Origin of the sequence: Streptacidiphilus albus JL83 (assembly GCF_000744705.1) — a bacterium.
Classification (GTDB): Bacteria; Actinomycetota; Actinomycetes; order Streptomycetales; family Streptomycetaceae; genus Streptacidiphilus; species Streptacidiphilus albus.
This window is the reverse complement of the sequence record NZ_JQML01000001.1, coordinates 7,483,306-7,502,647: the sequence shown is the minus strand read 5'-3', so window position 1 is coordinate 7,502,647 and position 19,342 is coordinate 7,483,306. Positions and strand designations below refer to the sequence as shown.

The window sequence follows — 19,342 nt, the reverse complement described above, 5'->3', positions numbered from 1 at the left end:
ACCAGACCTCCTCGAACAGCACGAGCACCGCCTTGACCGCGCCCTCGCTGCAGCGGGCCGGGGCGCCGCGACGCGGATCGACCGCCGGGGTGCCGGCCGGGACAGCGCTCCCCGCCCCGCCCCCGAAGAGGCTCCGGGAGGGGGCTGTCAGGAGGTGGCCGTTAGGGTCCTGGCCGGTGCGTGCCAATGGAACAAAGGCGCTGGTCGACCGCTTTTTCAGACGCCTGCGATTGGCACCAAGCGACCCGGGCGCTTCATGCCAGCCACAAGTCCTTACGAGTGGCGTGCACGGAGAGAGAAGCTTTCTCCATCGCCACCGGGAAACGGCCGCATAACGGGTCGAGTGCCGGGTGATGCCCCACACCCCTCCCCCAGAGGAGAACCGCTATGCCTCGCACCGCTGCTCCCATCGCCACCGGCCTTCCGGCACGTCCGGTCCCGCCCCGAACCGCGGCGGGTCCGACAGGAGCAACTGGAGCAGCTGAGCAGGAGGCACCACCATGCTCCCCGTAGTCGTACGCACGACCCCGTCCCTGCCGGCCGGGGAAGTCATTCCCAGCGCCGCTGCGGTCGAAGGCATGATCCGGGCGGTCGCAGTACCGCAGGACTGCTTGGAGCACCTGACGGTGACACGAGGCGACGAGGACCTGAGCAGCGCGGTCTTCATCAGGGCACGCGACCTGGCCCACGCCGAGCAGCAGGTCGATCGACTCATGCAACGCAAGCTGGGACAGGCCCTGCCGCTGGCCGGACGGACTGTCACCGAGTGCATCGCTGCCGATCTCCGGAGGCCGACCCAGTGAGAGCGACGTACACAACGACCACCGACACCAGGCCCGAGAACCTGATCCGACTGACCGGATCCGGAGCGGAACCGCGCGAACCACAGTGTGTAGAGGTTCCCATCGCCGTACTGACAACGGGCGAGTCCCCCCGGTCCGCAGGGGCGGACGAAGAACACATCACCAGGCTGGCCGAGACCGAGGAGCAGCTTCCGCCCATCCTGGTGGACCGCCGCACCATGCATGTCATCGACGGGATACACCGCCTTGCCGCCGCCCGACTGCGCGGTCAGCAGACCATTTCCGTGAGGTTCTTCGACGGCAGCGCCGACGACGCGTTCCTGCGCAGCGTCGAGGCGAACGTCGCGCACGGGCTTCCCCTCTCCCTGGCCGATCGGCGCGCTGCCGCGACCAGGATCGTGGCGACCCATCCGCACATGTCGGACCGGTCCGTCGCCCGGGCCTCGGGCCTCGGCGCCAAGACCGTGGCGGCGATTCGACAGCGTTCCGGCGCGGGCCCCCAGGAAAACCTGCGGGTCGGCAGAGACGGCCGGGTCCGGCCGCTGAACAGCGTGCAGGGCCGGCAGCGCGCGGCCGAGGTCCTGGCCGAGCATCCGCAGGCCTCGCTGCGCGAGGTGGCGCGGATCGCGGGCATCTCCCCGACGACGGTGAGCGACGTCCGCAAACGCCTGGAGGCGGGTCAGGGTCCCGGCGGGACGGGTGGGGAGTCCGTACCTCAGGTCGAGGTCGACACCGCTTCAACCCGGGAGCGCTCGACCGCGCCGCTCGTCGTGGCGGTCGGCCCTGCGGTGCAGCGCATCCAGCCGCCGCAGGCGGACCCCGCGGAGGTGCTGGAGAAGCTGCTGCGTGACCCCGCCCTGCGCCAGCGGGAATCGGGCCGGCACCTGCTGCGCCTGCTGCAGTCCAACGCCATCGGTCAGCACATGTGGGCCGACCTGGCCGATGCGGTACCACCGCACTCCGGCGGCCTGGTGGCGAATCTGGCCCGCCGCTACGCGGAGACCTGGACGGCGTTCGCACAGGAGATGGGCGAGCGGCTCCAGGACCTGAACAGTCAAAGGATGAGCGGATGAGCCGTCCTGGTATCCGCATTGCTGGTCCAGCTGAACTTCGTGCGATCTCAACCCCGAAAGAGGGTGATTGGTAATGCAAACGTCAGATGCTGTGGATTTTGCCGAGGATCGGTCGTTTGAGTCGCACGCGGCGTTGATCGGCGGTTCGGTGCAGGCGGCTTTTGCGGCTCAGGTGCTGCGGTCTCCGGATGCGGTGGCGGTTCGGTGCGCGGGGCGGGAGTTGTCGTACCGGGAGTTGGACGAGCGGGCGAACCGGTTGGCGCACCGGTTGCTGGGTCTGGGGGTGGGGTCGGAGGCGCCGGTGGCGGTGCTGATGGAGCGTTCGGTGGACCTGGTGGTGGCGCTGCTGGCGGTGCTGAAGGCCGGGGCGTTCTACCTGCCGTTGCACAGCGGCTCTCCGCTGGAGCGGATGCAGTGGATCGTCGACGAGACCTGTGCGCCGGTGCTGCTGGCCGACGCCGCGACGCGTGGCCGTGGGCTGCCCACCGCCGACACGGTGCTGCTGGTCGACGACGACGGTGAGCCGGCCGGTCAGCCGGTGACCGACCCGGGGGTGGTGGGTCGGCCGGAGCAGTTGGCGTATGTGATGTACACGTCGGGTTCGACGGGGCGTCCCAAGGGGGTGGCGGTCACCCACCGGGACGTGCTGGAGCTGGTGGTGGACGGGATGTTCGGGCCGGGTGCGCACGAGCGGGTGCTGATGGTGGCTCCGTATGCGTTCGATCCCTCGACCTACGAGTTGTGGGTGCCGTTGCTGCACGGTGGGCGGACGGTGGTGACGCCCGAGGGTGATCTGAGTGTGGCGACGCTGGCGCGGTTGATCGCGGAGGAGCGGATCACCGGGCTGCAGGTGACGGCGGGTCTGTTCCGGGTGATGGCGGAGGAGGACCCGGGCTGCTTCGCCGGTGTCCGGGAAGTGATCACCGGTGGTGACGTGATCTCGCCGACCGCCGTCCGCCGGGTCCTGGAACACTGCCCCGACACCGTGGTCCGATCGACGTACGGTCCGACCGAGACCACGCTGTTCGCCACCCAGCACCCGTGGAAGGCCGCTGACACCGTACCGGCGCCGATACCGGTCGGGCGTCCGCTGGACGGGATGCGGGCCTACGTCCTGGACGACGCCCTGTCGCTGGTGCGGCCGGGTGTGGCCGGGGAGCTGTACCTGGCGGGTGCGGGGCTGGCCCGGGGCTACTTCGGGCGGGCGGACCTGACGGCGGAGCGGTTCGTGGCCGATGCCTTCGGCCCGGCCGGGAGCCGGATGTACCGCACCGGCGACCTGGCGCGCTGGTCCGACGCAGGACTGCTGGAGTTCGTGGGCCGCGCCGACGACCAGGTCAAGATCCGCGGGTTCCGCATCGAACTCGGCGAGATCGAAGCGGTGCTGGGCCGCTACCCCGGCCTGGCGCAGGTGGCGGTGGTGGCCCGCGAGGACCAGCCCGGCGACAAGCGCCTGGTGGCCTACCTCGTCGCCGAGACCGGCACCGACGCCCCGAACACCGTGGACATCGTGGACACCGACGCGCTGCGCGCGCACACCGCCGGCCTGCTGCCGGAGTACATGGTCCCCACCGCGTTCATGGTGCTCGACCAACTCCCGCTGACCACCAACGGCAAGCTGGATCACCGGGCCCTGCCCGCCCCCGACCTGCCCACCGCCGGCACCGGACGCACTCCACGAACTCCGCAGGAAGAAGCTCTCTGCCGACTGTTCGCCGAGATCCTCGCCGTACCGGCCGTCAGCATCGACGACAACTTCTTCGAACTGGGCGGTCATTCACTCCTCGCGACCCGCCTGGTCAGCCGCATCCGCACGAGCCTGAACATCGAACTGCCGGTACGGACCATCTTCGAAGCCCCCACCGTCGCCACCCTCACCGACCGGGTCACGGAGGCGGACTCGGCCAGGCCCGCACTGACCGCGATGGAGCGCCCGGCACGGATCCCGCTGTCCCCCGGACAGAACCGACTCTGGTTCCTCAACAAACTGGAAAGGGCGAGCGCCACTTACGTCCTGCCGCTCGCCGTACGACTTTCGGGTGACCTCGATCGAGCTGCTCTGGAAGCGGCGATAGCCGATGTGATCGGTCGGCACGAGAGTCTGCGGACAGTGTTCCCTGAGGTCGACGGGGAACCGCAGCAGCGCATTCTGGAGCCCGGCCAGGTCCGCCCCGAGCTACCTGTGGTGGAGGTCGGGGCAGCCGATCTGGACGAGGCACTTCGAGCCGCCGGCAACACCGCTTTCGATGTCACTGTCGATCTGCCGCTTCGGGCCCGGCTTTTCGCCACCGGCCCGGACCACCACGCCCTGCTCCTGATGCAGCATCACATCGGAAGCGACGGCTGGTCGCTGGCCCCGCTGGCCAGGGACATCAGCCTTGCCTACGCCGCACGATGCGCGGGCACGGCACCGACCTGGTCACCGTTGCCGGTGCAGTACGCCGACTACACCCTTTGGCAGCGCGAACTCCTCGGCGCGGAAGAGGACCCCAGCTCCCTGATGGGTGAGCAGCTTGCCTTCTGGAAGCGGGCCCTGGACGGGATTCCGGACCAGCTCGATCTGCCTTTCGACCGGGCTCGGCCGAAGGTGGCCGGCTACTGCGGTGACACCGTGCCGATCAGGATCGACGCCGAGCTGCACCGGGCGCTGCTCGGCCTGGCCCAGGAGACCAACACCACGCTGTTCATGGTGCTCCAGGCCGCACTCGCCACTCTGCTGAGCCGGCTGGGCGCGGGCTCGGACATCCCCCTGGGAACCCCGGTCGCCGGACGCACCGACGAAGCACTCGACGACCTCGTCGGCTTCTTCGTCAACACCCTGGTCCTGCGGAACGACACCTCCGGCAACCCGACCTTCCGGGAACTGCTCGCCCGGACCCGGGAAACCGACCTGGCCGCCTACTCCCACCAGGACATACCGTTCGAACGACTGGTGGAGGCGATCAACCCGGAGCGCTCGCTGGCCCGTAATCCCCTGTTCCAGGTGATGCTGGTGATGCAGGGCAACGCGGCTCCCGCGTTCGACCTGCCCGGCCTGTCGGCCGTCACCGAGGACCTCACCAAGGATGTGACCAGCTTCGATCTCACGTTCAACTTCTACGAGGCCACAGACGGCGCCGGGGATCCCGCAGGGCTCGACGGCTTCCTGGAGTACCGCACCGACCTGTCCGACACGGCCACCGCGCAGCGGTTCACCGAGGGTCTCCGGCTGCTGCTGGCGGCCGTCGTCGAGCGCCCCGACCTGCCGATCAGCGCCGCCGAACTGCTCTCCCCGGCCGAGCGGAGCGAACTGCTCGCCGAGGGGGCGGGCGGTCCGGCCCCTGAGCACCGGTTCTTCACCGACCTGTTCCAGGAGCAGGCGGCGCTCCGCCCCGACGCACCGGCGCTGGAGCACGAGGGCACCGTGCTCACCTATGCCGAGCTGAACACCCGGGCCAACCACGTGGCCGACTGGCTGATCCGGGAGGGCGTCGGCGCCGAGCAACTGGTGGCACTGGCGGTGCCCCGGTCGGTGGAGATGGTGGCGGCGCTGCTGGGCATCCTGAAGGCCGGTGCCGCGTTCCTCCCTGTCGACCCGGCATACCCGGCCGACCGCATCGCGTTCATGCTCCGGGACGCCGCCCCGGTCCGCCTGCTGACCAGCCGCGAGGTTGCCGGGCGGCTCCCGCAGGGCGGCCCGGAGACCCTGGTCCTCGACGACCCTGCGGTCCTGGCCGGACTCGACGGAGCCAATCCCACGGATGCCGAGCGGACCACCCGGCGCCGACCCGACGACCTGGCGTACACCGTCTACACCTCGGGCTCCACCGGCACCCCCAAGGGCGTGGCCGTCACCCACCGCGGCATCTCCGCGCTGGCCGCCACGCTGGCGGAGAAGTACCGGATCCAGCCGGACGACCGGGTCCTCCAGCTGGCCTCGATCAGCTTCGACATGGCTTTCGAGGACTTCCTCCGCGCGTTCTGCTTCGGCGCGACCCTCGTCGTCCCCGCGCCCGGCCCCCTGGTCGGGGACGCTCTCGGCGACTATCTGGAGCAGCGCCGGATCTCCTGTGCCGACATGCCGCCGAGCGTGCTCGCGACCCTGCCGGCGCGGCACTTCCCCGCCCTGCGCGTGCTGAGCGTCGGCGGCGAGGCGTGCCCCCCGGCGCTGACCGCGCGCTGGGCGGACGGACGGCGGATGCTGAACGTCTACGGACCGACCGAGTCGACGATTTCGGCGACGGCCAGCGAGCCGCTGTCCGGCACCGACCCGTCCGCGTCCACCCCCATCGGAGCACCGGTGCGGGGCAGCCGGGCGTACGTCCTGGACGAGCGGCTGCAGTTGGCACCGCGAGGGGTGCCGGGAGAGTTGTACATCGCGGGCACGGGCCTGGCCCGGGGGTACCTGCGTCGTCCGGGGCTGACGGCGGAGCGGTTCGTGGCCGATCCCTTCGGCCCGGCCGGAAGCCGGATGTACCGCACCGGTGACCTGGTGCGGTGGCGGGCGGACGGCCAGCTGGAGTTCTTCGGCCGGGCCGACGACCAGGTGAAGATCCGTGGATTCCGGATCGAGCTGGGCGAGATCGAAGCGGTGCTGGGTCGTCATCCGGCGGTGGCACAGGTTGCCGTGGTGGTGCGGGAGGACCAGCCGGGCGACAAGCGCCTGGTGGGCTATGTGGTGGCCGGGACCGGGGGCGGCGGGGTGGGCGCTGATGCCCTGCGCGCTCATGTGGGCGCGCTGTTGCCGGAGTTCATGATTCCCTCGGCGTTCGTGGTGCTGGACCGTTTGCCACTGACCGCCAACGGCAAGCTGGACCGGCGGGCGCTGCCTGCGCCCGTGTACGGGGTGGAGGTGAGCGGCCGTGCTGCGCGCAGTCCGCAGGAGGAGATCCTGTGCGGGCTGTTCGCGGAGATCCTGGGCGTGCCGGCGGTGGGTGTCGACGACAGTTTCTTCGAGTTGGGCGGGCATTCCCTGCTGGCGGCCCGGATGGTCAGCCGGATCAGGTCGGTTCTGGGCGTCGAGTTGCCGGTACGGACCCTGTTCGAGGCTCCTACGGTTGCCGCCCTGACCGGTCGGCTCTCCGAGGCGGGTTCGGCCAGGCCCGCGTTGACGGTGATGGAGCGCCCGGAGCTGCTGCCGCTGTCGCCGGCGCAGAACCGGCTGTGGTTCCTGAACAAGCTCGAAGGGGCGAGCGCCACCTACAACGTTCCGGTGGCGTTCCGGATCACCGGAGACCTGGACGCGCATGCTCTGGTGCAGGCTCTGAACGATGTGGTGGTACGGCACGAGAGCCTGCGGACGGTATTCCAGGAGATCGACGGAAGCCCGGCCCAGATCGTGCTGGAGGCGGATGCCGTCAACCTGACGGTTCATCACGTCGACTGTGATGCCAGCACATTGCAGTCGGCGCTGCGCAAGGCCGGGCAGTACGTCTTCGACCTGTCCGCCGAACCCCCGCTTCGAGCAACGTTGTTCACCGTCAGCCCGAAGGAACGGGTACTGCTGTTGCTCATGCACCACATCGCGAGCGACGGCGCCTCGACGGGGCCCCTCGGACGCGACCTGGAGACCGCGTTCCGCGCCCGGCTCCAGGGCCGGGCACCGGCGTGGTCCGCGCTCCCGGTGCAGTACGCGGACTACACCCTTTGGCAGCGCGAACTCCTCGGCGCGGAAGAAGACCCCGACTCCCTGGTGAGCAAGCAACTGACCTACTGGACCCAGGCATTGGAGGGTACTCCGGACCGCCTTGAGCTGCCGTTCGACCTCCCCCGGCCGAAGGTGGCCAGCTACCGCGGCGACATGGTTCCGGTCCGCATCGATCCCGAGTTGCACCGCGCGCTCATCGACCTGGCCCGGGACACGAACACCACGGTGTTCATGGTGCTCCAGGCCGCACTCGCCACCCTTCTGAGCCGACTGGGTGCGGGCTCGGACATCCCGATCGGCACCCCGAGCTCAGGACGCACCGACGAGGCCCTCGACGACCTGGTCGGCCTCTTCCTCAATACGCTTGTGCTGCGGACCGACACCTCAGGGAACCCGACGTTCCGCGAGCTTCTGGAACGGGTCCGCAAGACCGCCCTGGCCGCCTACATGCACCAGGACGTGCCCTTCGAGCGCGTGGTCGAGGCCGTCAATCCGACTCGCTCACCGTCCTGGCATCCGCTCTTCCAGGTCATGATGGTCCTGCAGAACACCGGTGGATACGAGTTCTCGCTGCCCGGCGTGGTGACCGCAGCCGAGGAGGTATTCAGTACCCGCACGGCCAAGTTCGATCTCGGCTTCATCCTCAACGAGCACTACGCGGCCGACAACCGTCCGGCCGGGCTCGACGGAATGCTGGAGTACAGCACCGACGTCTTCCAGAAGGCCACTGCCGAAAGGATGGTGGCCCAGCTGGTCCGGGTGCTGACACAGCTCAGCAACGCTCCCGACCGCCGGATCAGCGAAACCGAGATTCTGACGCCGACAGAGCGGGTGCGGTTGTTGGAGTTGTGGGCTGGGGTGGTGCCTGGTGGGGGGCTGGGTGCGGGTTCGGTGCAGGCGGCTTTCGCGGCTCAGGTGCTGCGGTCCCCGGACGCGGTGGCGGTGCGGTGCGCGGGGCGGGAGTTGTCGTACCGGGAGTTGGACGAGCGGGCGAACCGGCTGGCGCACCGGCTGCTGGGTCTGGGGGTGGGTGCCGAGGCGCCGGTGGCGGTGCTGATGGAGCGCTCGGTGGACCTGGTGGCGGCGCTGCTGGCGGTGCTGAAGGCCGGGGCGTTCTACCTCCCCCTGCACAGCGGCTCTCCGCTGGAGCGGATGCAGTGGATCCTCGACGAGACCCGCGCACCGGTCCTGCTGGCCGACACCGCCATGCGCGACCGCGGCCTGCCCACCGCCGACACCGTGCTGCTGGTCGACGAGGATGCGGAACTGACCGGCCTGCCGGGCACCGACCCCGGGGTGGCGACCCGGCCGGAGCAGCTCGCCTATGTGATGTACACCTCGGGTTCGACGGGGCGTCCCAAGGGGGTCGCGGTGACCCACCGCGACATCCTGGAGCTCGTGGCGGACACGATGTTCGGGCCCGGTGCGCGCGAGCGGGTGCTGCTGCTGGCCTCCTACGCGTTCGACCCCTCGACCTACGCCCTCTGGGTGCCGCTGCTGCACGGCGGACGGACCGTCATCACACCGCAGGGCGAGCTGGGCGTCGCGGAACTGGCCCGGCTGATCGTCCAGGAGGGCATCACCGGCCTGGACATCACCGCCGGCCTGTTCCGGGTCCTGGCCGAGGAGGACCCCGGCTGCCTCGCCGGCGTCCGGGAAGTGATCACCGGCGGCGACCTGATCTCCCCCACCGCCGTGCGCCGGGTCCTGGAACACTGCCCGGAAACTGTCGTGCGCTGCGCCTACGGCCCCACCGAGACCACCCTGTTCGCCACCCAGCACCCCTGGACCGCGACCGACACCGTACCCGCGCCGATCCCGGTCGGGCGTCCCCTGGACGGCATGCGCGCCTACATCCTGGACGACACCCTCTCACTGCTGCCCCCCGGCGTCGCCGGAGAGCTGTACCTGGCCGGCGCGGGACTGGCCCGCGGCTACTACGGGCGCCCGGACCTGACGGCGGAGCGCTTCGTGGCCGATGCCTTCGGCCCGGCCGGGAGCCGGATGTACCGCACCGGCGACCTCGCCCGCTGGTCCGGCACAGGGCTGCTGGAGTTCGTGGGCCGCGCCGACGACCAGGTCAAGATCCGCGGGTTCCGCATCGAACTCGGCGAGATCGAGGCCGTACTGGGCCGCTACCCCGGCCTGTCCCAGGTCGCGGTCGCCGCCCGCGAGGACCACCCCGGCGACAAGCGCCTCGTCGCCTACCTCGTCGCCCAGACCGGCAACCACACCCCGGACACCGTGGACATCGAAGCGCTGCGCGCGCACACCGCCGGCCTGCTGCCCGAGTACATGGTCCCCACCGCCTTCCTGGTCCTGGACCGGCTCCCGCTGACCGCCAACGGCAAGGTCGACCACAAGGCCCTGCCCGCCCCCGACCAGCCCACCGCCGGCACCGGACGCACCCCACGAACCCCCCAGGAGGAAACCCTCTGCCGACTGTTCGCCGAAACCCTCGCCGTACCCACCGTCGGCATCGACGACAACTTCTTCGAACTCGGCGGCCACTCCCTCCTCGCCACCCGCCTCATCAGCCGCATCCGCACCACCCTGAACACCGAACTCCCAGTACGCACCCTCTTCGAAACCCCCACCATCGCCACCCTTGTCCGGCGGCTGGACCGGACGCCCGGGAGTTCCTCCGGGGACTCGTTGGGGGTCCTGCTCCCTCTGCGCGCCGAAGGCGATCTCGACCCGCTGTTCTGTGTCCATCCGGCGATCGGGCTGAGTTGGGCGTACTCCGGCCTCCTGCGGCATCTGGACCGTCAGCAGCCGCTCTACGGGCTGCAGGCCCGTAGGTTCAGCGAGCCGGACACGCCGGCCCCGGGGCTGGAGGAGATGGTCGAGGACTACCTGCACGAGATCCGAACAGTTCAGCCCTCCGGCCCGTACTCCCTCCTGGGCTGGTCCTTCGGCGGCATCGTGGCGCACGCCATCGCCGTCCGCCTGCAGCAGGAGGGCGAGGAAGTCGCGCTGCTCGCCATGATGGACAGCTACCTGCCCACTGACGGCTGGGAGGGCGGGCGGCTGTCGTACGACAGCCCGGAGGTACCGAGCGCCATCGCCGAGTCCATCGGACACGACCCGGCATCGCCCGAGAGTCCTCTCGCCGGGCTCGGCGCGGATGCGTTCTCGGCGCTGGTCAAGGTCTTCGTGGATATCGCCAACCTGTGCGACCACATCAGTGTCGGCAAGTTCATGGGCGACATACTCTTCTTCGCCGCGGCTGCCGACCGGGCGGACAGTGAACTCACTCCCGATATCTGGTCCCCGCATACGAATGGGCGGGTCGAAGTGCACTCCATCGACTGCGTCCACGGGGCCATGACCCAGCCCCGCCCGCTGTCCGAAATAGGACGGATCCTGGCCGCAAGGTTGGCCGGCAACTCGGGTCAACAGGGCAAGGTCTGACCTCCCCCAGTCTTCTGCGGCGCTCCCTCTGTCTCGCCGCAGCCATGCATCAATCCACTCTCAGGAGAATCGTTGAAAATCACCGGCACAGAGAAGGCGGCCCAGCCCCGCTTGGGCAGCAGCTTCAACAAGGTGTGGGTGGCCACGATCGCCTCGTCCTTGGGCGATGGCGTCCAGCTGGCCGCACTGCCCCTGCTGGCGGTCCAACTGACCAGTAATCCCCTGCTCATCGGTGCGGTCGGCGCCGTCGCCACCCTGCCGTGGTTCCTGCTCGGTCTGCCGGCCGGAGCGCTGGTGGACCGGTGGAACCGGAAGAAGGTGATGCTGCGCGCGGACCTCGTCCGGTTCGCCATCCTCGCCCTGCTCACCGTCGCCGTACTGACCCACCATGCGGATATCGCCCTGCTGATAGTGGCGGGATTCGCTCTCGGGTGCGGAGACATCTTCTTCGACATCTCCGCGCAGGCCATCATGCCGGTGGTCGTCTCCGGCGATCAGGCACTCATCCGGGCCAACAGCCGGATCTCCGCAGCCGAGATCAACGGAGAACAGCTCGCAGGTCCCCCGCTCGGCGGCGTGCTCTTCGCCCTGTCACATTCCCTGCCGTTTCTGGGGAACGCGTTCTCCTTCCTGATCAGCGCCATTTTCGTCGGGTCCCTGAAGGGCGATTTCGGGAACGCGCCGACCGCCGAGCCGGCCCGCAGGAACCTCCGTGACGAGGTCGCGGAGGGGCTGCGCTGGCTGCTGAAGCACCGGGTGCTACGGGCGCTGTCCGGCACCGCAGCCGTCGGCAACCTCGTCTTCACCGCCCAGATGTCGCTGCTGGTCCTGCTGGCCAAGGACCAGTACGGCCTCGGCGACATCGGCTACGGTCTGCTGCTGAGCTCGACCGCGGTCGGTGCCTTCATCGGCAGTTTCATGGCTTCCACGGTCTCCAGGAAGCTCCAGGTGGGCACCATGCGCTGCATCGGCATGACCGTCGAAGGACTGGCGGTCGCCGGTATGGGCCTGACCGGAAACCCCTGGGTCGCCGGCGGAATGATGGCCGTCATCGGATTCTCGATGAGCATCCAGATCGTCATCGTCGGTTCGCTGCGGCAGCGTATGGCACCGGCGAAGATCCGCGGACGGGTGCTCTCCGCCAGCCGGTTGATCTCGCTCATGGGTGCACCCTTCGGAGGTGTTCTCGGCGGCTACCTCGCGAGTGCGATCAGTCTGCGGACGCCGTTCATCATGGGCGGCCTGCTGATGGTCCTGGTGGCCCTGCTCAGCCTGCCCGCGCTGAGCAACCGCTCCATTCGGGAAGCGACGGCAGAGGCTTCTGCCACGCCGGAAGCGCCGGAAGCAACGGAGGCCCCGGAAACCACGGAAGCCCTTGAAGAGGCCTCCGCCACGGCCCCGAAGCAGGGCGCGTCGAAGTAGTCGCGGGACCGCTGTTCCCCTTAGGCAAGCGAGGTTGCATGAACGACAGTGGAGTGGAACTCAAAGCCGCCGACCTGAGCACGGATCGACTGCATGGAGCGCTCCGGGATCCGGCGCTCGCCTCCATGAACTTCCTGAACGAGGTGGCCGGCCGGTTCCCGGAGGCAATCTCGCTCGCCGCCGGGCGGCCCAGCGAAGACTTCTTCGACGTCGACGACCTTCCCCGATATCTGCAGATCTTCTGCGACTACCTGGCGGCCGAGAAGGGCGCGGACGCGGAACTCGTACGCCGCACCCTCTTCCAGTACGGCCGGACCAAGGGGATCATTCACGAGCTGCTCGCCCGGCATCTCGCCGGTGACGAGGGCATCGACGTCGACCCGGAGTCGATCGTCGTCACGGTCGGCTGCCAGGAGGCCATGTTCCTGGTGCTCCGGGCGCTCCGGGTGGACGAGCGTGACGTCGTGCTGACGGTCTCGCCGGGCTACGTCGGGCTGACCGGCGCCGCGAGGCTGGTGGACATGCCCCTCTGGCCGGTGCGGGACAACGAGGACGGCGTCGACCTCGACCACCTGGTCGAACAGATCGAGGCGGTGCGCGCCGCGGGCAGGCGGCCACGGGCCTTCTACCTCGTCCCGGACTTCGCCAACCCCTCCGGCGCGAGCCTCGACCTGGAGGCCAGACGGAAACTGCTCGCCATCGCGGCCGAGCACGACCTGCTGATCCTTGAGGACAATCCGTACGGTCTGTTCCAGGCCGAGGACGGTCAGCGCCTGCCCACGCTCAAGGCCCTCGACACCTCGCGGCGGGTGATCTACCTCGGCTCACTCGCCAAGACCTGCTTCCCCGGAGCCAGGATCGGCTTTGTCGTCGCGGACCAGCGCGTGTCCGGCGCCGACGGAGAGTCGACGCTTTTCGCCGACGAGCTGTCCAAGATCAAGAGCATGCTCACCGTCAACACCTCGCCCGTGGCCCAGGCCCTGGCGGGCGGAAAGCTGCTGGAGCACGACTGCAGTCTGGTCAGGGCGAACACCAGGGAGATCCAGCTCTACCGCCGGAACCTGCGACTGCTGCTGGAGGGGATGGGCCGGCGGTTCCCACCGGGCGAGGACCACCAGGTCTCCTGGAACACGCCCGGCGGCGGCTTCTTCGTGGTGGTCACTGTTCCGTTCACCGCCGACGACGCCGCGCTGGAATACGGGGCCACCAAGTACGGCGTGCTGTGGACGCCCATGAGCCACTTCTACGACGGCCGTGGCGGCGAGAATCAGCTGCGCCTCTCGGTGAGCGTGGTGTCGCCGGACGAGATCGAAGCAGGGCTGGATCGCCTGGCGATGCTGATCGCCGATCTTTCCGGCCAGGAAACACCTACGCAGTAGTCACCCATTCTTGAGGCCAGGAGACTTCCATGTCGAACAAGGGCGCATTTGCCGACGATCTCAATCGCGTGAACCTCACGGACCCGAACACCTTCCTGCACACCGACATGGAAGACTTCTGGCGGCGTGTCCGGGCCGAGCAGCCCGTCTACCTGCACCCGGCCACCGACCAGGGGTCCGAATTCTGGGTGGTCTCCCGCCACGCGGACATCATGACCGTGCTGCAGGACCCCGAGCGATTCAGCTCGCGGGCCGGGAACATGCTGTCCTCGCTGCACAAGCCCGGAGGGGACCCGGCGGCCGGCAAGAACCTGGCGCTCACCGATGCGCCGCGCCACAACGCCATGCGGACGATCCTGCTGAAGGCGTTCAGTCCCCGGATCCGCGAAGTGGTGACGGACAAACTGCAGGAGCGGGTCGACCATCTCCTCGGCGGCGCCGTCGGTACCGGGACCTTCGACTTCGCCAAGGAGGTCGCGGAGGTGGTCCCCATGGGGACGATCGGCGATCTCCTCGGCTTTCCGTCGGAGGACCACAAGTACCTGCTCGACCTGAGCCGGGAGGCGCTCAGCACCGACGACGAGGGGCAGACCGAGGAGGAGGTCTGGCTCTCCCGCAACGAACTCCTCGCCTACAGCCAGGAGATCATCGAGGCCCGCCGTGAGGATCCGCAGGACGACCTGATCAGCGCGATGGCCACCTGCCGGATCAACGGTGAGCCGATGACCGATGACGAAGTGGTCGTCAACTGCTACGGGTTCATCCTCGCCGGAGACCACACCAGTCGCCTGGCCATGGTCGGCACCCTGCTCGCCTTCTCCCAGCACCCCGATCAGTGGCTGGCGTTGAAGGAGGGCCGGGTGTCGGTAGCCGGCGCGGTCGAGGAGATCGTGCGCTGGACGACGCCGGCGATGCACATCGGTCGTACCGCGACGGCCGAGGTCACCATCGGCGGCCGGACGATCCGCGAAGGCGACCACGTCATCCTCTGGAACACCTCCGCCAACCGCGACGAGGACGTCTTCTCGGATCCGCAGAGTTTCGACCTGGCCAGGACGCCCAACAAGCACCTGGGCTTCGGATACGGAGCTCACTTCTGCTTCGGGTCGTACCTCGGGCGGGCCGAGATCGCCGCCGTGCTGAAGACCCTCTGCAGCAGGGTGGAGCGGATCGAGCTCATGGGTGATCCCAAGCCGCTCTACTCCACGTTCCTCCGCGGCTACAGCAGCCTGCCGGTCTCACTCGTTCCCAGCAGCTCCGCAGCGGGATAGCCGGCCTTCCTCTCCTGTCGTTCCGGATCGCGAATATTCAGTTCACCTCGAAGGAGCTTGCGGAGTGATTGACGTTGAAACCCAGGCCCGTCATCCAGATGTCCCGGCCCTCCACCTATTGAAGGCGGAGCAGCTGCCGGCCTCAATGAGCGCCATTATCGGCATGATGAACCAGCGCACTGCGGACGCGCTACGGACCGTCATCGACACGAATCCGCAGAACTCCGACCGACACGCACTGGCAGCGGTCGATGCCGCACTGGCCTGCCTGACCGCACCGGCCGCCACCACCAAGTACACCGATGCGGAGCGAAATTCCCTGCCGGAGGACCTCTACGAGGAGCACGACCTGTTCTTCGGTGCGATCAGGGTCACCGGGAACCCGGTGGAGACGTTCGCCCACACCATGCTCCAGGCCCTCCGCAGCCAGCTCAACGATGCCCTCTCGGCCGGGACAAGCCTCTGCAGCGGTGAACGAGGTCAACTGCGTGAGGCATTCTGGTCCGTCTTCCACGAGTTGTGGCGTATCGGTGTGGCCGGCACGCCCTTCGAGTACGCGGCCCGTGCTCGCCCGCTGGACACGGGCCTCGGACTCGACGATGCAGAAGCCGATCCCCTGATCCGCTGGCGCCTGGGCCACCAGGTCTTCTTCGCGCTCATCCAGGCGCTGATCGTCTCGGTCGGCTGCCTGGAGGAATGCCTCAGGGACGATCCGGATGACATCGAGAGCGCCTGCCGCCTGCTTGAGGACGCCACGGTGCTGATGATCGGCTCCGGCGCATCGATGCGGTACGCCGGCGACTTCACGCGCACCCATTACACCGATGCGGTACGTCCCGCGATGATGCCGCCGCACATCAATGCCAAGTTCAGCGGTCTCCAGCTGCGTGATCACCGGATACTGCTCAAGTTGCTCAACCGGGTCAAGCCGTTGCTCGCGTCGCCCGCTCCAGCGGTCGACAAGTCCTACAGGCAGCTGCTCGATGCGATGTCGACGGCCTACGACGCACACATCTCGGTCTGTTCGAGGTTCGGCGGCGATCGCGAGTCGAGTCTCCGCACGCCCGGCTCCAGCCTTCCTGCGGTGGGGGTTCTCGAACGATTCCGCAGCCGGCGAATCGGCGCCGCCACCCCGGACCGACCGGCGGAGTAGTCCGCCCGGGCGGCGTCCTCCGCCCCCACCGACATGCCGTCCGACCAAGAAGGCCGCTCACCCGGAGTCCCCTCCGGTGAGCGGCCTTCTTCCGGTTGCCGGGACGACAGGATTCGAACCTGCACCCCATCCACGACAAACACCGCCCGGACCGGCCGGTGGCCGGGCCTCAGGCGAGTTTGGCGGCCAGCAGGTCGATGGTGCGGATGTCGGGGGCGACCGCGAGCATGGTGGGAGCGATCTCCATCAGCGCGGCGGCGATCTTCCCGTTGAGGTGCGCGGTGCGCCCCTCCTCGCCCTCGAAGGTGTCGAAGATCCCGAACACGGTGGGGCTCTCCCTGAAGGCGAACCAGGCCAGGGTGAGGTCCTCCGCGCGAGCCAGTTCCAGCGCTCCCCGCAGCAGTGCCTCCACCTGGTCGGCGAACTCGGGCTTGGCCTCGATGCGGGCCAGCAGACCGATCTTCGACATATCGCGCTCCATCCTCGGTTCTTGGGTACCGGCGTCCCGCCGGTACCCAAGAACTTACGAGCGAGTCCCACCCCTGGGGCAGGGGCGTACCCGACACATCACATACTGTTCCCGACATGCGGATAGCAGTGCTCGCCCTTGACGGCGTCTTCGACTCCGGACTGGCCTCGGTCCTGGACATCATGCGGTGCGCCAACGAACTGCGGGAGCGACTGCCCCAGCCACCGCCTGCGTGGCAGGTCACAACGGTCGGCTTCGGCGACACCGTTCGCACCGGCGCGGGTCATACGGTCGACACCGCTCCGGTCGACCGGGTCGCGCACTGCGACCTGCTGCTGGTCCCCGCAGTGGCCGAGCGGCACCCCGAGGCACTGGTGGACATCGTGTCCGGGCCGGCCACGGCCGCCGCACGCGAGCTGCTCGCCGAGACCCGGACCCGGGGCACGCAGGTCGCCTCCGCCTGCGCCGGAACGTTCCTGTTCGCCGAGGCCGGAATCCTGGACGGCCTGCGGGCCACCACCTCCTGGTGGCTCTCCCCGCTGTTCCGCAGCCGCTATCCGCAGGTGACACTCGACCAGAGCCGGATGGTCACCAGCTGCGACGGCGTCACCACCGCCGGAGCGGCCTTCGGCCACGTCGACCTGGCACTGAGCATCGTGCGCCGCAGCAGCCCCGCCCTGAGCGACCTGGTCGGCAACTACCTGGTGATCGACGAACGCCCCTCCCAGGCCGCCCACACCATGACCGGCACCCTGGCGGCCAGCGACCCGACCGTGGCCGCGTTCGAGCGCTGGGCGCGCGAGCACCTGCACGAGCCGATCAGCGTCAGCGACGCCGCCGACGCCGTCGGCGTCAGTGAACGTACCCTGCAGCGCGCCACCCGGGCCGTCCTGGGCACCTCGCCGGTGCGCTTCGTCCAGGACCTGCGCATCGAGCAGGCCACCCACCTCCTGCGCAGCACCGACCACTCGATCGAGGCCATCGCCCGACGCGTCGGCTACGAGAACGCCAACACCCTGCGCATCCTGCTGCGCGAACGCACCGGCACCACCACCGGCCAGCACCGCCGCAGGCACAGCGAGCCCTAGGCCCCCGGTACCGAACGCACCTCGTCAGCACTCATGTCCATCACTCGTCCGAGATCAGGGACGAGCGGCCGTCGATCAGCCATCCGAGTTCCTCGCCGAGTGCCGCCCGGTCGCCACGTTCGCGAAAGGTCGACCAGGGCTCGACTCCGGCCGAGCCGAGCTCGTCGAGCCTGGCGATCTCGCGCGCGATCAGCTGCTCCAGCGCGTCGAGCACTGCTGCGGCGGACACTCCGTACCCCTGGCACAGCGCGGCGAGCCGGGCGCGGAGATCGCAGTCCTCGGCCAGACCCGCCGCACGCGCCATCTCGGGGCCGCGCAGCGGAACGGCGTACCAAGCAAGTTGAGCCACATCGTCCAGCACGGCGCCCGGCTCGGCGAAGTCCCAGTCGATGAACCCGACAAGCACCCCGTCGTGCCAGACCGAGTTCCACGGACCGAGATCACCGTGGCGAACGATCTGTCCGGGTTGCCAGGTCGCACCAGGAACGAACCACGCAGCGTCCGCAGGCGGAACGAAGTCGGCAACCGCGTCGTGGTACTCCCGCAGCCAGCGCGCCAACTGCCACAGCCCATCGCCGGACACCAGCTCTGCGGGCCAGGGCCGCATCGCCACCTCGCCGCGCAGGAGGGTCAGGACCTCGCGGCCATGCTCGTCGATTCCGCGCGGCCGAGGCGCACCAGCGAACCCGCCCTGTTCAAGATGGTCAAGCAGGGCATGGACCGCAGGCGTCCACACGCCGGTCGGCCGGCGAATCGTCTCGCCCACGCGAACCACGGTCGTTACGGCGCCGCTGGCCTGTTCCCCGTCTTCGATCACGACTGACGACCCTATGCGACGGGCGGGTCAGGCCGACAGCCGATTTTCCGGGAGGGCGCGGGAAGGTGTTAGAAATCCCTGGTGACCGATCATCCCCAGCCCTCGACCGTACGCGTGTTCGTTGCGCTCGCCCCGCCCGACGACGCGAAGGACGAGTTGGCGGGCGCCCTGCGCTCTGCCTATGAGCAGTACCCCCACCTGCGGTGGAACCGCATCGAGGACTGGCACATCACCCTGGCGTTCCTCGGCGAGCTCCCGGTGACGGCCGTCCCGATCCTGCGGCCGGCGCTCGCCCGGCTGGCTGCGTCGCGCCCGCCCCTGCGGCTGGGTCTGAACGGCGGCGGCCACTTCGACGAACGGCTGCTGTGGAGCGGGATCGAAGGTGACCTGGAAGGGCTCCACCTGCTCGCCGACGAGGTCGGGAACCTGGCGCGGGCCTGCGGCGTCGCCTTCCAGGAGCGCCCGCTGCGCCCCCACCTGACCCTGGCCCGGGCACGGCGGGGTGAGCAGGCCGGCATTCAGTCGGCGGCTGCGAGCCTCGCCGACTTCGTCGGCCGCCCGTGGCAGACCGAGCGCCTCCACCTGGTGGGGAGCAACATCGGCCGTGGCCCGGGAGTGATCCGCTACCGCGACATCGAGGCATGGCGGTTCGGCTGCGGAACCTGATCGACCTTGCCCGCCAAGGCCCGGCCTATACACGAAGCGTGTAGTACCCCGGGCTGCGGACCCCGGCCCGAACCCCGCCACTCACGATGGAACCGTCGTTCGCTGTCCGTCCAGCGCCACGGCCTCGTATTGAGGCAGGCGGTTGCACGGGACGGCCCCGA

11 protein-coding genes are annotated in these 19,342 nt (G+C 69.1%); 9 read left to right on the top strand and 2 right to left on the bottom strand.

Annotated elements, in window-relative coordinates; all coding sequences use genetic code 11:
- Window positions 1–500: 500 nt before the first annotated feature.
- The 7 genes from BS75_RS50890 to BS75_RS32745 all read left to right on the top strand — a co-directional run bounded on the left by BS75_RS50890 (window position 501) and on the right by BS75_RS32745 (window position 16,141).
- Window positions 501–803, top strand: a complete 303-nt coding sequence (locus BS75_RS50890; protein WP_034090825.1) for a hypothetical protein — start codon at window positions 501–503, stop codon at window positions 801–803.
- Window positions 800–1,876 carry a ParB/RepB/Spo0J family partition protein gene (locus BS75_RS32770; protein WP_063771625.1) on the top strand — a complete coding sequence of 359 codons (1,077 nt, stop codon included), beginning with the start codon at window positions 800–802 and terminating at the stop codon, window positions 1,874–1,876. The genes BS75_RS50890 and BS75_RS32770 overlap by 4 nt, the downstream gene beginning before the upstream one ends.
- A 73-nt stretch (window positions 1,877–1,949) precedes the next feature.
- Window positions 1,950–10,916 carry a non-ribosomal peptide synthetase gene (locus BS75_RS32765; protein WP_081982829.1) on the top strand — a complete coding sequence of 2,989 codons (8,967 nt, stop codon included), beginning with the start codon at window positions 1,950–1,952 and terminating at the stop codon, window positions 10,914–10,916.
- 72 nt (window positions 10,917–10,988) lie between these two features.
- Entirely contained in the window at window positions 10,989–12,338 is a 1,350-nt protein-coding gene (locus tag BS75_RS32760) for an MFS transporter (RefSeq protein ID WP_052069965.1), read from the top strand.
- 38 nt (window positions 12,339–12,376) lie between these two features.
- A complete protein-coding gene (locus tag BS75_RS32755) occupies window positions 12,377–13,717 on the top strand; it encodes an aminotransferase-like domain-containing protein (RefSeq protein WP_034090824.1) in 1,341 nt (446 codons plus the stop codon).
- Between the two features lie 29 nt (window positions 13,718–13,746).
- Window positions 13,747–14,988, top strand: a complete 1,242-nt coding sequence (locus tag BS75_RS32750) for a cytochrome P450 (RefSeq protein WP_034090823.1) — start codon at window positions 13,747–13,749, stop codon at window positions 14,986–14,988.
- 64 nt (window positions 14,989–15,052) lie between these two features.
- Window positions 15,053–16,141 carry a hypothetical protein gene (locus BS75_RS32745; RefSeq protein ID WP_152646293.1) on the top strand — a complete coding sequence of 363 codons (1,089 nt, stop codon included), beginning with the start codon at window positions 15,053–15,055 and terminating at the stop codon, window positions 16,139–16,141.
- Between the two features lie 169 nt (window positions 16,142–16,310).
- On the opposite strand, the gene BS75_RS32740 is transcribed toward BS75_RS32745, so the two are convergent.
- The gene (locus BS75_RS32740) at window positions 16,311–16,610 is read right to left on the bottom strand and encodes a putative quinol monooxygenase (RefSeq protein ID WP_034090821.1); all 300 of its coding nucleotides are present in this window, start codon (window positions 16,608–16,610) and stop codon (window positions 16,311–16,313) included.
- A gap of 116 nt (window positions 16,611–16,726) precedes the next feature.
- Here BS75_RS32740 and BS75_RS32735 point away from each other — a divergent pair, with 116 nt between their 5' ends.
- A complete protein-coding gene (locus BS75_RS32735) occupies window positions 16,727–17,698 on the top strand; it encodes a GlxA family transcriptional regulator (RefSeq protein WP_034090820.1) in 972 nt (323 codons plus the stop codon).
- A 40-nt stretch (window positions 17,699–17,738) separates the two neighbouring features.
- Here the strand turns inward: BS75_RS32735 and BS75_RS32730 are convergent, their stop codons facing one another.
- Entirely contained in the window at window positions 17,739–18,515 is a 777-nt protein-coding gene (locus BS75_RS32730; RefSeq protein WP_034090819.1) for a phosphotransferase, read from the bottom strand.
- Between the two features lie 81 nt (window positions 18,516–18,596).
- Here BS75_RS32730 and thpR point away from each other — a divergent pair, with 81 nt between their 5' ends.
- Complete coding sequence (thpR, locus tag BS75_RS32725; protein WP_042440626.1) at window positions 18,597–19,181, top strand: RNA 2',3'-cyclic phosphodiesterase; 585 nt, start codon at window positions 18,597–18,599, stop codon at window positions 19,179–19,181.
- Window positions 19,182–19,342: the final 161 nt, after the last annotated feature.

What these genes read in the sequence shown, in the direction of transcription:
- BS75_RS50890 (WP_034090825.1), top strand. Translation starts at nt 501, where the DNA reads ATGCTCCCCGTAGTCGTACGCACGACCCCGTCCCTGCCGGCCGGGGAA.
- BS75_RS32765 (WP_081982829.1), top strand. Translation starts at nt 1,950, where the DNA reads ATGCAAACGTCAGATGCTGTGGATTTTGCCGAGGATCGGTCGTTTGAG.
- BS75_RS32755 (WP_034090824.1), top strand. Translation starts at nt 12,377, where the DNA reads ATGAACGACAGTGGAGTGGAACTCAAAGCCGCCGACCTGAGCACGGAT.
- BS75_RS32750 (WP_034090823.1), top strand. Translation starts at nt 13,747, where the DNA reads ATGTCGAACAAGGGCGCATTTGCCGACGATCTCAATCGCGTGAACCTC.
- BS75_RS32740 (WP_034090821.1), bottom strand. Translation starts at nt 16,610, where the DNA reads ATGTCGAAGATCGGTCTGCTGGCCCGCATCGAGGCCAAGCCCGAGTTC.
- BS75_RS32735 (WP_034090820.1), top strand. Translation starts at nt 16,727, where the DNA reads ATGCGGATAGCAGTGCTCGCCCTTGACGGCGTCTTCGACTCCGGACTG.